Source organism: Rhodococcus sp. Leaf225, from assembly GCF_001426145.1.
Lineage (GTDB): Bacteria > Actinomycetota > Actinomycetes > Mycobacteriales > Mycobacteriaceae > Rhodococcoides.
Genome location: NZ_LMRN01000025.1, coordinates 202934 through 217842 on the forward strand (window position 1 = coordinate 202934; position 14909 = coordinate 217842).

The window sequence follows — 14909 nt, forward strand, 5'->3', positions numbered from 1 at the left end:
GCTATAGGCTCCTGCCATGAGCGCATCGACGACGTGGGAATACTTCACCGCACCCCTGCTGATCCACAACACCAAGGCCATCCTCGACAACTTCGGTGCCGACGGCTGGGAGCTGGTCACGGTCATGCCCGGCCCCACCGGCGAGAACCTGGTCGCCTACTTCAAGCGCCCGAAGAGCTGACATGGGTGTGACGGAGAAGCTCGCCGAGCTCGGGCTGACCCTTCCGCCCGTCGTGCCGCCGGTCGCGTCCTACGTTCCCGCGGTGCGGTCGGGAGATCACGTCTTCACCTCGGGTCAGCTGCCCATGGTGGACGGCGCGCTGACCGCCACCGGCAAGGTCGGGGCCGAGGTGTCGGCCGAGGACGCGACCGCCGCCGCCCGCGTCTGTGCGTTGAACGCACTGGCCGCGATCGACGCGCTGGTCGGCATCGACTCCGTGGTCCGCATCGTCAAGGTCGTCGGATTCGTCGCGTCGGCACCGGGATTCACCGGTCAGCCCGGCGTGATCAACGGTGCGTCGAACCTGCTCGGGGAGCTGTTCGGCGACGCCGGCATCCACGCTCGGTCGGCTGTCGGAGTCGCCGAGCTGCCCCTGGGCGCAGCCGTCGAGCTGGAGATGATCGTCGAGGTCGCACCCGCCTGACGGGTGTGCGTCACCGGCCGCTCGCCACGAGGGTCCGGCACTGCTCGATGACGCGCTGCAGAGCGAGTCCGCGATGTGCCGAGCACTCGTGGCGGGTACCGGTCCGGACGGACTCCAGGAACTCGTCGAGCAGTACCGCGTAACACCGGTCGGGTGGCGTGGTGCGGTCCGACAACTCGACCAGGCCGCCCGGTCCGCTCGCGCCGACCCGCAGCACCGACGGGCGCACAGGCGTCCGCATGGACAGCGTCACCAGGCTCGTCCGGACTCCGGCTGTGCTCCCGTGCTGCAGAGCCAGCGACCACGTGTCGGACGCGTCGTCACGCCTCGCCCACGCCACGGACTCGACCGGTCCGAGCACCTCCATCGCGAGATCGAGAACGTGCGGGCCGACGTCCATGAGGGCGCCGCCCGCCTGCCGCCACGTCGAGCCGGCGTACTCGCCGCCGAGCAGGGCGCCGGACAGCCAGGTCGCCGTCACGGTCGCGACCTCCGTGTCGCGCACGGCGTCGAGGAATGCTCGGGTCTCGGGTGCGAAGCGACGCGTCAGCGTGACCATCGACGAGACCTTGGCCTCGTCGATCGCGGCCACGAGAGTGGCCGCATCCGCCGCAGAACCGGCGATCGGCTTGTCCAACAACACATGTCGACCCGCGGCAGCCGCCCGACGGGCGAGATCGAACTGCACCTCGGGGGGTACCGCGAACGCGACGGCGTCGACGGAGTCGATCAGTGCATCGACGTCGTCGACGTACGGCACCTCGGGAGCCGTCTGTGCCGCGGCGTCGGGACGGCGGGCCCAGATGCCGGCGAACTCGATGTCGGGATGCGCGGTGAGTGCGGGTGCCGCGGCCTGACGAGCCCAGGGTCCGGCACCGATCAGACCGATTCTCATGGTGCGAGCCTAGGTTCTGTCCCGGTCGGCACCGAACCTGCGTCGGCTGGCACAGTGGTCGCATGGCGGAGAAGGATCCCACGGCATCGGAGAAGCACCCCGCGTACGGACGGCTGCGGCGCGTGACGTCGACCGCGTCCGTCCTCCTGGCCGAGAACCCCGGGAAGATGACGCTGGACGGCACGAACACGTGGATTCTGCGAGCCCCGGGGCACGAGCAGTGCATCGTGGTCGATCCGGGCCCGCGCTCCCGGTCGCACGTCGACCGCATCGCGGCGCAGGGACGCGTGGCGCTGATCCTGATCACCCACCGCCATCACGATCACACCGGCGGTATCGCCCGGCTGCACCGGTCGACGTCCGCGCCGGTGCGCGCGGTCACGTCCACGTACCTCCGAGGTGACGCCGCGCCGCTGGTGGACGGCGAGGTGATCGCGGCCGCCGGGGTGGAACTCACCGTCGCGGCGACACCGGGCCACACCGCCGATTCCGTCAGCCTGGTCCTCGACGACGCGGTGCTGACCGGGGACACCATCCTCGGTGCCGGATCGACCGTCCTGGACGGGAAGGACGGGGATCTCGGTGACTACCTGGCCTCACTCGACCGACTGGAGCAACTCGGTGAGGGACGCGTCGCGCTGCCCGGCCACGGGCCGGACCAGCCCGACACCGCGGTGCTCGCCCGCGCCTACCGGGCCCATCGCGAACAGAGACTCGACCAGGTGCGGGCAGCGCTCGACGTCCTCGGACCCGACGCCACCCCTCTGAAGGTGGTGCGTCACGTCTACGCGGACGTCGACAAGAAGCTGTGGCCCGCGGCGCGGATGTCGGTCAAGGCCCAGCTGACATATCTGCGCGGTTAGCGTGCGCGCCGGGCGAGTCGCTCGGAGTCGGAGATGAGCACGCTCTTGCCCTCGAGGCGGAGCCAGCCGCGGTGCGCGAAGTCGGCGAGCGCCTTGTTCACGGTCTCGCGAGAGGCGCCGACGAGCTGAGCGATCTCCTCCTGCGTGAGGTCGTGGACGACGCGCAGCGAGCCGGCCTCCTGGGTGCCGAAACGCTGTGCGAGCTGCAGCAGTGCCTTGGCGACGCGGCCGGGAACATCGGTGAAGATGAGGTCGGCCAGGCTGTTGTTGGTACGACGCAACCGGCGGGCGAGCACCCGGAGCAGCTGCTCGGCGATCTCGGGGCGCTGATCGATCCAGGCCTTCAGGGCGTCGCGATCCATGCTCACCGCGCGCACCTCGGTGACCGTGGTGGCGGTGGAGGTGCGGGGGCCGGGATCGAAGATCGAGAGCTCACCGAACATGTCGGACGGACCCATGATGGTCAGGAGGTTCTCGCGACCGTCGGGGGAGCGGCGGCCGAGCTTCACCTTGCCGCTGACGATGATGTACAGCCGATCGCCGGGCTCACCCTCGTTGAAGACCACGTGGCCACGCGGGAAATCGACCGGTTGCAGCTGCTTGGTCAGCGCCGACACCGCAGACGGCTCGACCCCCTGGAAGATGCCGGCTCGTGCCAGTACCTCGTCCACGTGTACTCCCTTGCCCTGAAAGATCGGCAGATCTACGAATGTGTCGTCTTCATGTGTCCGGTCGGAGTCTACGTCGCCGGGCGGCCACAGGAGTGATCACAGCCACCCTCGACGCGTCGGCGTCGGACCGGGAGCCGTGTCGGCGGGTGCTCAGCTGGCGCGGCGTGCCCTGTCGTCGAGAAGAGCGACGTCCTCCTCCATGACGTCGCCACCGCGGCGACGTCGGGTGCGGAACCGTGCGAGGGCGTTCGGGAAGCCTTCCGCGGCCAGGGTGGCGACCTCGGCGGAACTGGCGGCGTCCAGGAATTCCTGAACCTCCTGCTCGCGGACTCCTGCGCGGTTCAGCCGCGCCTCGAAGCGCTCCATGGCGAGGGCGAACAGCATCAGCAAGACCGGGAACAGAACCACAGCGAGTGCTTGCATACCGAGGAGTAAACACTGTCGACGTCTCGAAAAGAACACGGCGGGGTCACCGGTGCGGACACGACCGGAGCGTGCTGTCGGGGGCGTTCCGTAGAGTCGTGGCGTGCAGAAATCAGCCGCCGGTCCCTCTCACGTGGGCAAACGAGACGAGTCCGCCCTCGCGCTCACGCGCCGGGCACGCCGGATGAATCGCGACCTCGGCGTGGTCTTTCCGCACGTCTACTGCGAGTTGGACTTCACCACCCCGCTCGAGCTCGCGGTGGCCACCATCCTCTCCGCGCAGTGCACCGACAAGAGGGTCAACGAGACCACGCCGGCACTCTTCGCGAAGTACCGGTCGGCGCGCGACTACGCGGAGGCCGACCGGACGGAGCTCGAGGAGTACATCCGGTCCACCGGCTTCTACCGCAACAAGGCCAACTCCCTCATCGGGCTGGGCCGCGAGCTCCTCGAGCGGTACGACGGTGAGGTTCCCGCCTCGCTGAAGGAGCTGGTGACGCTGCCCGGTATCGGGCGCAAGACGGCCAACGTGGTCCTCGGCAATGCGTTCGACATTCCCGGCATCACCGTCGACACCCACTTCGGCCGACTCGTCCGCCGCTGGGCCTGGACCGAGGAGGAGGATCCGGTCAAGGTCGAGCACGCCATCGGTGCGCTGATCCCGCGCAAGGAGTGGACGATCCTGTCCCACCGCGTGATCTTCCACGGCCGCCGCGTGTGCCATTCGCGGACGCCGGCGTGCGGTGTCTGCCTGCTGGCGAAGGACTGCCCGTCGTACGGGCTGGGGCCGACCGACCCCGTCAAGGCCGCGGCATTGGTGAAGGGGCCGGAGACGGACCACATCCTCACCCTGGCCGGCATCGAGACGTGAGCAGGTCGTCCGCGGCGAGGTGGAGCCTGGCCGCGCTCGTGGTGGTCGTCGCCCTCATCGTCGCCATCTGGCCGCGCGGGGACGATCCGACGGGACCGGCGAGCTTCGCCGACTACCGCGACACTTTCGGCGCGGCGCCCACCGACGACGCGACGGACACGGAGCTGGCCCCCTTGCGCACCGAGGCCGCGCTCGCCGCGTGCCCCGTGCCGGCGGCCGGCGCCCCGGCGCCCGCCGGCCCACTGGCGGGTCTGCGCACCACCTGCCTGGCCGACGGAGCGCCGGTCGATCTCGGTGCGGCCGTCGCCGGCACACCGACTCTGCTCAACCTGTGGGCCTACTGGTGCGGCCCGTGCGCGGAGGAACTGCCGTATCTGCAGCAGTACGCCGAGCGTGCGGGCGGTGCCGTTACCGTGGTGACGGTGCACGAGGATCCCCGCCAGGGCAACGCCCTGACCCGACTGGCCGACTACGGCGTCCGACTACCCGGCGTGCAGGATCCGTCCGCTGCCGTCGCCGCTGCCGTCGGAGCTCCGGCCGTGTTGCCCGTCAGCGTGCTGCTCGCCGCCGACGGATCCGTCGCCGCGGTTCTCCCGCAGCCGTTCCGCTCCGTCGACGAGATCGCGGACGCCGTACGCACCCACCTCGGAGTCTCGGCGTGACGGATCACGCGGGCACGCCGCCGTGGCTGTCCCGTCTGGCCGCCGTGCACACCGTGCGCGACGACGCGAGCAACCCGGTGATCGCCCGCCACGCACCGGACGGGGCGACGGGCAGACCGGCCGCGGTGCTGGTGCTCTTCGGCGGGCGGCCCGACGCGGCGGAGTTGCCCACCGACGCCACGGTGCTCCTGACCCAACGCGCGTCCTCGCTGCGGCAACATCGCGGTCAGGTCGCCTTTCCCGGCGGCGCAGCCGATCCCGGCGACGACGGACCCGTCGGCACCGCTCTGCGGGAGGCGCAGGAGGAGACCGGGGTGGACCCGGACGGCGTGGAGCCGCTCACGGTGCTCGACTCCATCTTCGTGCCCCCGTCGGGCTTCGAGGTGACACCGGTGATCGCGTATTGGCGCGTCCCGAGCGAGGTGTCCGTCGTGGACACCGCCGAGACGGAGCGTGTCGTCGCCGTGCCGCTCACCGATCTTCTCGATCCGGTCAACAGATTCGTGGTGCGCCACCCCCTCGGTTATCGGGGCCCGGCGTTCGCAGTGGGAGGAATGCTCGTGTGGGGTTTCACGGCCGGGGTGCTGTCCGGCGTCCTCGAGACGGCGGGCTGGTTTGCCCCCTGGGACACCGAGGACGTCCGGGACCTCGAGACGTCGCTCGCCGCCGTCGGTGAGGAGTTGCACCCGTGACGGGATCGACCTGGCTCGACATCGGTGTGGCACTGGTGGCGTTGCTCGCCGCGTCGTCGGGGTGGCGGCAGGGCGCGGTCGCGTCCGCCTTCGCCTTCTTCGGTGTCGTCCTCGGTGCCGTCGCCGGCATCCTGCTCGCACCGCGCGTCCTCGACCACGTCGAGGAGGGGCGGATGCGCGTGCTCGTCGGCGTCGCCCTCATCGTCGTCATGGTGATCGTCGGCGAGATCGCGGGCATGGTGTTGGGACGAGCGTTGCGCAGCGGGATCCACAGCCCGGCGGCGCGCTCGGTGGACAGCGTCATCGGTGCCGGTCTGCAGGCGGTGGCCGTGCTCGTCGCGGCCTGGTTGCTGGCCGTCCCGCTCACCGCGGCGTCGCAACCGCAGATCGCCGCGGCCGTGCGCGGATCGTCGATCCTCGGCGCCGTGGACGACGTGGCGCCCGAGTGGGTCCGCGAGATCCCCAACGAGTTCTCGGCTCTGCTCGACACGTCGGGTCTCCCCGACGTCATCGGCCCCTTCGGCCGTACTCCCGTGGCCGAGGTCGGTCCGCCGGATCCCAGCGTGCTGGCGTCGCCGATCGCGGCGGACCTCCAGGACAGCGTGCTGCGGATCCGCGGTATCGCCGAGAGCTGCCAGAAGGCGCTCGAGGGCTCCGGTTTCGTCATCGGGCCGGGCCGTGTCATCACCAACGCGCACGTCGTCGCCGGCACCTCGTCGGTGGCCGTCGACACCGCGGACGGCCCGCTCGACGCGGAGGTCGTCCTGTTCGATCCCGCCGTCGACATCGCGGTACTGAACGTGCCGGATCTGACCGCCGACGTCCTGCCGTTCGCGACGGGGCGCGCGGAATCGGGAACCGACGCGGTGGTGCTCGGGTATCCCGGCGGTGGCCCGTACACGGCATCGTCCGCGCGGGTGCGCGAGACACTGAACCTCACCGGGCCGAACATCTACCGCACCGGGACGGTGGACCGGGAGGTCTACACCGTGCGCGGATCGATCCGTCAGGGCAATTCCGGCGGACCGCTGGTGGCCACCGACGGCACGGTTCTCGGCGTCGTCTTCGGCGCCGCCGTCGACAACTCCGATACCGGATTCGTGTTGACCGCAGCAGAAGTCGCCGACGAGGTGGCAACGGGGCTGCAGAACGGGCAACCTGCCGGTACGGGATCCTGCGTCGGGTGAGGATGCATCGGCTGTCATGCCGAGGAGCGCCCGCACCGCGTACCGTGATCACGAAGGTGGCGAGGAGACGACGTACTCCGCGTCCCCGGCTCGACGGGGGGAGCATCGATGGGGGTACGTCGACGCCGTGACGCGGTGATGACGACACGGGTTGTTCGAGGGGCGCGCGACGTGTGTCCGATTGGTCCGACGGTTCCCGGGGAATCATCCGACGGTCTGCGGCGCGCGGACACGGGATGTGACGGGTGACGGTGACGACGGGAGACGAGGCGAGGATGGGCCGCCGCGGCGGTCGGCAGCTGACGGCGGCCGGCAACTACTTCGACACGCGGTCGAAGGCGGTCATGGCAAGTGCCTCGGGGGCGCTGCCCCTGCTCGTCATCGCGATTCTCCAGCCCACGTTCCTGCGGCCGGGCACGCTGCCGCTCCTGGCCGTCATCGTCGCGTTCACCGTGGTCACCGTGGGCATCACCCTGCGTGCCGGTCGTCTGTCCGACCGGCAGTTCACGGTGCTGGGGTCGGGTGGCATGGTCGGTGTCGCCATCTCCGCCTATCTGATCGCCGATCCGTCGGGGTCGCGCGCGGTCACGGCGATGCTGGCCGTCGTGCCCGCCATCGCGGCGTCCGGATCGCCGCCCAAGGTCACGATCTCGCTCACCGGCGCCGCGGTGATCATGGCGACGGCACTGAGCATCAACGGCTCCGAGGGCGCGGTGCGGTTCGTCGCGGCCGGCGCCGCGGTCACCACCGTGGTGGTGCCGGCGGTGTTGATCGCCACCATGCGCAGCTCGCTCGAATCGGTGACAGCCCGCCTCGAGACCCTGGCGAACACCGATCCGCTCACCGGCCTGCTCAACCGCCGCGGCATGTTGCCGCGGGTGAGCGCCATGCTCGCGGAGGCATCGGAGAAGTCCGACGCCATCGTCGTCTCGCTCGTCGACGTCGATCACTTCAAGTCCGTCAACGACACTCGCGGTCACGCGGCCGGTGACGTCGTGCTCACCACGGTCGCCGAGGCGATCGCCGCCTACGTTCCTGAGGACGCGGTGGTCGCCCGGCTGGGCGGGGAGGAGTTCCTGGTGCTCGGCCTCAGCAAGTCCGTCGCGGGGCTCGAGGAGAAGGTGCTCGAGAGCGTTCGCTCCGCGTGCGACGTCACCGTCAGCATCGGAGTGGCGCAGGCGAACGTGGTGTTCGACGAGAGGGGCGGCAACGACGTCGAGGCCACCCTCGACCGACTGACCTACGCGGCCGACCGCGCGCTGTACGCGGCGAAGACGGCGGGCCGCGATCGAGTGGCATTCGCGGTGGAGGACGTCGTCCGGTGGTCACCGACCCTGACGCCGGTGCAGCGCCGCGACAAGACGGAACCCCTCCCGTGACGGCAGAGGAGTGAGCATGAGCGAGCACCGCGTCCTGGATCCGACCGACCTCGGCGATCACGAGGTTCTCGATCGACTGATGTCCGAGATCGGGGACGACGCGATCCTGGACACCACCGCCGAGCAGCTCCAGTCGCTCGACGCACTGCTGCCCACTCCGTCGTCCGAGCTCCTGGACGAGCCGACCCGGTGGGTGCACTACCCCTGGCGTCGCTCGCTCGTGCGGGTGCTCGGTCCGCGCGGGTTCCGGTTGCTGCGCCTGGACCGGAACCGCAACAAGATCACCGTGGACGAGCAGGATGCTGCGCGGCGCCTGCGCGTCGGCGTCGTGGGTCTGAGCGTCGGCCACGCGGTAGCGCACACCCTCGCTCTCGAAGGGCTGTGCGGCGAGCTCCGGTTGGCCGACTTCGACGATCTGGACCTGTCGAACCTCAACCGTGTGCCCGCGTCGGTGTTCGACCTCGGCGTCAACAAGGCGGTGCTGGCGGCTCGCCGCATCGCCGAACTGGATCCGTACCTCGAGGTGACGACGTTCCCGACCGGGATCGACGAGGCGACCACGGACGCCTTTCTCGCCGACCTCGACATCGTCGTCGAGGAGTGCGACTCGATCGACGCGAAGGTGTTGGTGCGGCAGGAGTGCCGTCGCCGCGGGATTCCCGTGATCATGGAGACCAGCGACGGGGGCGTGCTCGACATCGAGCGCTACGACCTCGAACCCGACCGACCGTACTTCCACGGGTTGCTCGGCGACGTCGACGCCGCGGCGGTCGCGGGGATGACGCCGCGGGAGAAGGCGCCACTGGCGGGGCGCATCCTCGAGATGGAGCGCATCACGCCGCGCATGGCGGCATCGTTGCCGGACATCGGTACGACATTGTCGACGTGGCCGCAGTTGGGGAGTGACGTGGCTCTGGGCGGCGCGTCGGTGGCCGCTGTGGTGCGGTTGTTCGGGCGCGGGACACCGCCTCCGTCGGGACGCGTCCGTGTCGGTCTCGAGGCGATCATCGAGAGCACCCTCGTCGACCCCTACAAGGGCTGACCGCTCGCTCGGAGATGGCGCAGCAGAACGTCGGTGACCTCGTCCGGGCGTTCCTGGTGCACGTAGTGCCCCGATCCCGTCACGCGATGCTCCACGAGCTGCGGTGCCCAGTGGGAGTCGCGGCGCGCCGTTGTCGGCAGGACGTACGGGTCGGCGGATCCCAGGATCTGCAGCGCCGGTAGATCGACGGTCCGGTCGATCGCGGCGCGGAAGCGGCGACCGTCGGAACGGAACTGGCTGCGGAACGCCCAGCGCTGATACTCCAACGTGCTGTGTGCGACACCGGGGATGCGGACGGCCGACCGCATCCTCGACACGACGTCGCCGAACTCCGTGGACGACTGCCACTGCGCGGACGACCGGGCACGGACGAGTCGCTCCACCTCGGCACCGTCGTCGGCGACGAGCGTCTTCTCGGGTGTGAGCGGAACCTGGTAGCGCAGGAACGACGGCAGCAGCGCCGCGCGTTGCGCCGAGTCCCGGATCGCGGCCCGTCGCAACGAGATCGGATGCGGTGAGGCGAGCAGCGAGATCGAGCGAACAGCGCGAGGGTGCAGCGCTGCGGTCGCCCAGCACACGAGTCCGCCGTCGGCGTGCCCGACGAGATCCGCCTCGGAGTGTCCGAGCGCGCGAACGAGGCCGGAGATATCACCGGCGAGGGTCCAGCCGTCGTAGCCGCGAGGCGGCTTGTCGCTGTCGCCGTAGCCCCGCAGATCCACTGCCACGGCGTGATAGCCGGCGGCGCCGAGAGCGGTCAGCTGGTGGCGCCACGACCACCAGAGGTCGGCGAAGCCGTGGACGAGAACGACCAGCGGCGCCGGCCGACTCGGATCAGGGCGTCCCGGGTCGGCGGACGCCGAGGTGTCCGCCTCGGCGATGTGGAACCGGATGCCGTTGGCGCGGATGTCGCGGTGCTGCCACGGGCCGGGATATCGGACGGTCGACGGGTCGGGTGCGGCCACTGTCGTCGGTACGCAGGCGCGGTGTCAGCGCGAGAGCGGGGCGCGCACGTCGAGCGCGTCCAGCTGCTTCTTCGGCGATGCGCCGTCGCCCTGGCCCGGCAGCACCGAGGAGGCCGCCTTCAGCGAGTCGATGGTCTTCTCGGGCTTGCGCAGCTTCTTCACCCGGAGGTAGCCGAGGAACGCGAGCAGCGCCGTGATGACCACCATGATCAGGAAGACGATGAGGAACGCGAGCCACCGCGTGACCCACACGTTGAGCAGCTCGGCGAGGAAGAAGAAGAAGAAGAACGAGCTGAAGATCAGGACCGCGAGTGCGAGGATGAAGAGGACGCTGCCCTGCAGTCCCTTCTTGATCTCGCCGGTCACCTCGGCCTTGGCCAGTTCGACCTCGGCGCGGACCAACGTGGAGACCTGTGTCGTCGCGTCCTTGACCAGGGTGCCGATGCTGGCCGTGGCGGGGTTGCTGCGACTGTCGACGTCCGTCAGCGGGATCGAGGAGATACTGGCCGGAGCGGTCGTCCGACCGCTCGTGTCGGTGCCTCGGCTGCTGCTCACGTGCAAGTCCCTTCGAAGATGTTCGTCGCGCTCGACAGTGATCGTCCGGCGATACCGGCCAACCTTATGTCCTTACCCGTTCGGGGCTCACACTATCGCCGCCGGACGGGGCCGGTCCCGCCGGACGTCGGTCCCCGCGTGGTGAGCACTCACGAACCGAGTGGCCGGTATCGGCCCTCACGTCACGATGCGTCGGGTAACTTCCTGCTGACGAACCCGCCTCCCAACAGGAGAAACCCGTGACAAGCACTTCCGCGGACCGCGTTCCGAACCCCGACGGTTCGAACATCGCCGGTCCGGACTCCGATCTCGATGCAGTGGACGGCGTACCTCGCAGTCGCATCGTGATCGCCTCGATGGTCGGAACCTCCATCGAGTTCTTCGACTTCTACATCTATGCCACCGCCGCCGTCCTCGTCTTCCCCCGGCTGTTCTTCCCCGCGGGCAACGACACGACGGCCCTGCTCGCGTCGTTCGCGACGTTCGGCCTCGCCTTCGTCGCGCGGCCCATCGGTTCGGTGCTGTTCGGACACTTCGGTGACCGCATCGGCCGGAAGGCGACCCTGGTCGGGTCCCTGCTCACCATGGGCGTCGCGACCTTCCTCATCGGACTGCTGCCGACGTACGACAGCGTGGGCATCATCGCCCCGATGTTGTTGGCGCTCATGCGTTTCACGCAGGGTGTCGGCCTGGGCGGCGAGTGGTCGGGCGCTGCACTGCTCGCCACCGAGACCGCCAAGGAGGGCAAGCGGGCCTGGGCCGCGATGTGGCCGCAGCTCGGTGCCCCCATCGGCTTCCTGATGGCCAACGGGATCTTCCTCGTCCTGACGTTGTCGATGGACTACGACTCCAAGACGTCCGGATCGGACCACGCCTTCCTCACGTGGGGATGGCGTGTGCCCTTCCTGCTGAGCGCGATCATGGTGATCATCGGCCTCTACGTGCGACTCAAGCTCGAGGAGACACCGGTGTTCAAGCGCGCCGTGGCCAACGGCCAGCGCGTCAAGACGCCGGTGGCGGAGGTCTTCAAGACCAGTTGGCGTCCGCTGATCCTCGGCACGTTCGTCATGCTCGCGACGTACACGCTGTTCTACGTCATGACGACGTGGGTGGTCAGCTACGGCACCGGCAAGGTGGTCGATCACAGCGGTGTCGCCGTGACCATCGCCTACACGGACTTCCTGGGCCTGCAGCTCATCTCGGTGTTGTTCTTCGCCGCGTTCGTCCCGGTCTCCGGCTGGCTCGCGGATCGGTTCGGCCGCCGCATCACACTGATCGTCATCACGACCGCGATCATCCTGTTCGGCCTGTCGTTCAAGTGGTTCGCTGCTCCCGAGTCCGCCACCGAGAGCCGCATGCTGCTGTTCATGTGCGTCGGCCTGGCGCTGATGGGTCTGACCTTCGGACCGATGAGTGCTGTTCTGCCGGAGCTGTTCCCGACCAACGTGCGCTACACCGGATCGGGTATCTCCTACAACACGGCCAGCATCCTGGGAGCGGCCGTGGCGCCGTTCATCGCGACCTGGCTGGTGAACTCCTACGGCGTCGCGTGGGTGGGCGTGTACCTGGCCGTCGCCGCGGCACTGACGCTGTTCGCACTCGTCGTCATGAAGGAGACGCGCGGACGCGATCTCGACACCGTGTCCTGACGGACTGCCGACAGCAGAGAGGGGCTCGTGCACTCGGTGCACGAGCCCCTCTCTCTGCGTGACGCGTGGTTACTTCTGGCCGGCCTTGGCGATCGCGTCGAAGACGGCGGGATCGACGAGGGTCGAGGTGTCGCCCAGATCCCGGCCCTCGGCGACGTCGCGGAGCAGGCGGCGCATGATCTTTCCGCTGCGCGTCTTGGGGAGCTCCGGGACCACCGTGATCTGTCGCGGCTTGGCGATCGGCGAGATCTCCTTCGACACCTGAGCCTTCAGCTCGGCGATCAGCGCGTCGCCGGTGTTCTCGATGCCCTCGCGCAGGATGACGAAGGCGACGATGCCCTGGCCGGTGGTCTCGTCCGCCGCGCCCACGACGGCTGCCTCGGCGACGCCGGGGTGGGTCACCAGAGCCGACTCCACCTCGGAGGTGGAGATGCGGTGACCGGAGACGTTCATGACGTCGTCGACGCGTCCGAGGACCCAGAGGTCGCCGTCGTCGTCGAAGCGCGCACCGTCACCGGCGAAGTACCAACCCTCGGTGGCGTAGCGGGACCAGTAGGTGTCCTTGTAGCGCTCCATGTCGCCCCAGATGCCACGCAGCATCGACGGCCACGGCTCGTCGAGTACGAGGTACCCGTTGCCACCGGGCCCGAGCATCTTCGCGTCTTCGTCCACGATGGCGGCCGAGATGCCGGGGAGCGGTGTCTGGGCCGATCCCGGCTTGGTGGCGGTGACGCCGGGCAGCGGCGAGACCATGATCGCGCCGGTCTCGGTCTGCCACCAGGTGTCGACGATCGGGGCGCTGCCGGCGCCGATGACGTCGCGGAACCAGCGCCACGCCTCGGGATTGATGGGTTCGCCGACGCTGCCGAGCAGGCGGATCGAGGAGAGGTCGTGTGCGTCGGGGATCTGTCGTCCCCACTTCATGAACGTGCGCACGAGCGTGGGCGCCGTGTAGTAGATGGTGACGCCGTACTTCTCGACGATGTTCCAGTGCCGGTGCTCGTCGGGAGAGTTGGGCGTGCCCTCGTAGACCACCTGCGTGGCGCCGTTGGCCAGCGGGCCGTAGACGATGTAGCTGTGCCCGGTGACCCAGCCGATGTCGGCCGTGCACCAGTAGACGTCCTTGCCCTGCTTGTGGTCGAAGACGTAGTGGTGCGTGTAGGCGGTCTGCGTCAGGTAGCCGCCGGAGGTGTGGATGATGCCCTTCGGCTTACCGGTGGTTCCCGAGGTGTAGAGGATGAAGAGTGGGTGCTCGGAGTCGAACGCCTGCGCCTCGTGCTCGGGGGAGGCGGATCCGACGGTGTCGTGCCACCAGAGGTCGCGGCCCTCGGTCCACTGCACGTCGATGTCGGTGCGCTTGACCACCAGGACGTGCTCGATCGACGCGGCGCCGTCCACGGCCTCGTCGACCGAGTCCTTGAGCGGCGCGGCCTTGCCGCGGCGCCACTGGCCGTCGGTGGTGACGACGAGCTTGGCCTCGGCGTCGTCGATGCGCGAGCGCAGTGCGGAGGACGAGAAGCCTGCGAAGACGACGCTGTGGGTCAGTCCGAGGCGGGCGCACGCGAGCATCGAGACGATGGCCTCGGGGACCATGGGCATGTAGATGGCGACGCGGTCACCCGAGACGAGCCCGAGATCGGTGAAGGCGTTCGCGGCGCGGCTGACCTCGGCGAGGAGGTCGGAGTAGGTGATCTCGCGGCTGTCCCCGGGCTCGCCCTCCCAGTGGATCGCCACCTGGTCGCCGCGGCCCTCGACCACGTGCCGGTCGACGCAGTTGTAGGCGACGTTCAGTTCACCGCCGACGAACCACTTCGCGACGGGGGCGTCCGACCAGTCGAGCACCTGCTCGAACGGCGTGTGCCAGTGCAACCGGTTCGCCTGCTCGGCCCAGAACGCGAGGCGATCGTCCTTCGCCGCCTGGTAGAGCTCGGATCCGGCGTTGGCCTGCGCGACGAAGTCGTCACTCGGGGGATAGGACACCGGGTGCTCCGATTCCGTGTCCCTGGTCGCGCCGTCGTCGGTCACGGTCTCGGTCATCGTGGTACCTGGCCCCTCTCGGAAAAGCTGGTGTGTCGGTTCGGTGTGTCGCGACTGTGAGGGTAGTCACGTGTGACCGGCGCCGCACCGTTGCAGAGGGCTGCGACCCGGGACGTGCGGCGAGAGGTGCGTTCTGCGCGACGGGCGGTGTGCAGCAGCGATGGATGGTGACGAGACACCAAAATCGCCTCTCATCAGGCTGTCTGACCGGTGAGGTCCAGTCCTGTCAGGTTACGTCCGTATTTCGGGGCGGACCCGGGTCGTTCCGATTTCGGGGGAGTGCACGACAGACCTTTGTGAGTGTGTCTAAAGTCAAGCAAATATCCGGGTCACGCCGGTCATCGCCCGTGGCCCACCCGACACCCGCGGACCACCCG

At 69.2% G+C, this 14909-nt stretch carries 16 protein-coding genes; 10 read left to right on the plus strand and 6 right to left on the minus strand.

The genetic code is table 11. The features are described 5' to 3' along the window. Positions 1–16: 16 nt before the first annotated feature. Both ASG69_RS22925 and ASG69_RS19235 read left to right on the plus strand, forming a co-directional pair. Positions 17–181: a hypothetical protein gene (locus ASG69_RS22925; RefSeq protein WP_197027831.1), complete on the plus strand. Its 165-nt coding sequence runs from the start codon at positions 17–19 to the stop codon at positions 179–181. A gap of 1 nt (position 182) precedes the next feature. Next, entirely contained in the window at positions 183–644 is a 462-nt protein-coding gene (locus ASG69_RS19235; protein WP_056443354.1) for a RidA family protein, read from the plus strand. Between the two features lie 10 nt (positions 645–654). Here the strand turns inward: ASG69_RS19235 and ASG69_RS19240 are convergent, their stop codons facing one another. After that, positions 655–1539: a Gfo/Idh/MocA family protein gene (locus ASG69_RS19240; protein WP_056443355.1), complete on the minus strand. Its 885-nt coding sequence runs from the start codon at positions 1537–1539 to the stop codon at positions 655–657. Between the two features lie 62 nt (positions 1540–1601). On the opposite strand from ASG69_RS19240, the gene ASG69_RS19245 reads away from it, so the two are divergent. Continuing rightward, positions 1602–2402, plus strand: a complete 801-nt coding sequence (locus ASG69_RS19245) for an MBL fold metallo-hydrolase (protein ID WP_056443358.1) — start codon at positions 1602–1604, stop codon at positions 2400–2402. Here ASG69_RS19245 and ASG69_RS19250 read toward each other — a convergent pair. Continuing rightward, complete coding sequence (locus tag ASG69_RS19250; RefSeq protein ID WP_027506688.1) at positions 2399–3073, minus strand: Crp/Fnr family transcriptional regulator; 675 nt, start codon at positions 3071–3073, stop codon at positions 2399–2401. The two genes, ASG69_RS19245 and ASG69_RS19250, sit on opposite strands and share 4 nt — an antisense overlap. Positions 3074–3223: 150 nt before the next feature. Beyond that, a complete protein-coding gene (locus tag ASG69_RS19255; protein ID WP_027506689.1) occupies positions 3224–3496 on the minus strand; it encodes a hypothetical protein in 273 nt (90 codons plus the stop codon). Between the two features lie 184 nt (positions 3497–3680). On the opposite strand from ASG69_RS19255, the gene nth reads away from it, so the two are divergent. The 6 genes from nth (at position 3681) to ASG69_RS19285 (ending at position 9329) form a co-directional block, all read left to right on the plus strand. After that, entirely contained in the window at positions 3681–4367 is a 687-nt protein-coding gene (gene nth, locus ASG69_RS19260) for an endonuclease III (RefSeq protein WP_082544442.1), read from the plus strand. Next, the gene (locus ASG69_RS19265; RefSeq protein WP_056443364.1) at positions 4364–5029 is read left to right on the plus strand and encodes a TlpA family protein disulfide reductase; all 666 of its coding nucleotides are present in this window, start codon (positions 4364–4366) and stop codon (positions 5027–5029) included. Before nth ends, ASG69_RS19265 begins: the two co-directional genes overlap by 4 nt. Then, a complete protein-coding gene (locus tag ASG69_RS19270) occupies positions 5026–5721 on the plus strand; it encodes an NUDIX hydrolase (protein WP_056443367.1) in 696 nt (231 codons plus the stop codon). Before ASG69_RS19265 ends, ASG69_RS19270 begins: the two co-directional genes overlap by 4 nt. Then, positions 5718–6908: a MarP family serine protease gene (locus ASG69_RS19275; RefSeq protein WP_056443370.1), complete on the plus strand. Its 1191-nt coding sequence runs from the start codon at positions 5718–5720 to the stop codon at positions 6906–6908. The genes ASG69_RS19270 and ASG69_RS19275 overlap by 4 nt, the downstream gene beginning before the upstream one ends. A 251-nt stretch (positions 6909–7159) precedes the next feature. Next, on the plus strand, positions 7160–8287 hold the full coding sequence (locus ASG69_RS19280; protein ID WP_156380588.1) for a GGDEF domain-containing protein: 1128 nt from the start codon (positions 7160–7162) through the stop codon (positions 8285–8287). A gap of 16 nt (positions 8288–8303) precedes the next feature. Continuing rightward, positions 8304–9329, plus strand: a complete 1026-nt coding sequence (locus tag ASG69_RS19285; RefSeq protein WP_056443373.1) for an Rv1355c family protein — start codon at positions 8304–8306, stop codon at positions 9327–9329. On the opposite strand, the gene ASG69_RS19290 is transcribed toward ASG69_RS19285, so the two are convergent. Continuing rightward, positions 9317–10291 (minus strand): alpha/beta fold hydrolase, encoded by a 975-nt coding sequence (locus ASG69_RS19290; protein ID WP_027506695.1) that lies wholly within the window; start codon positions 10289–10291, stop codon positions 9317–9319. The genes ASG69_RS19285 and ASG69_RS19290 overlap by 13 nt on opposite strands. Before the next feature lie 24 nt (positions 10292–10315). After that, positions 10316–10846, minus strand: a complete 531-nt coding sequence (locus ASG69_RS19295; RefSeq protein WP_056443376.1) for a phage holin family protein — start codon at positions 10844–10846, stop codon at positions 10316–10318. Between the two features lie 356 nt (positions 10847–11202). On the opposite strand from ASG69_RS19295, the gene ASG69_RS19300 reads away from it, so the two are divergent. Beyond that, positions 11203–12495, plus strand: a complete 1293-nt coding sequence (locus ASG69_RS19300) for an MFS transporter (RefSeq protein WP_082544444.1) — start codon at positions 11203–11205, stop codon at positions 12493–12495. A 69-nt stretch (positions 12496–12564) separates the two neighbouring features. Here the strand turns inward: ASG69_RS19300 and acs are convergent, their stop codons facing one another. Beyond that, positions 12565–14532, minus strand: coding sequence for an acetate--CoA ligase (gene acs / locus ASG69_RS19305; protein WP_056443379.1), 1968 nt, complete (start codon positions 14530–14532; stop codon positions 12565–12567). Between the last annotated feature and the right edge of the window lie 377 nt (positions 14533–14909).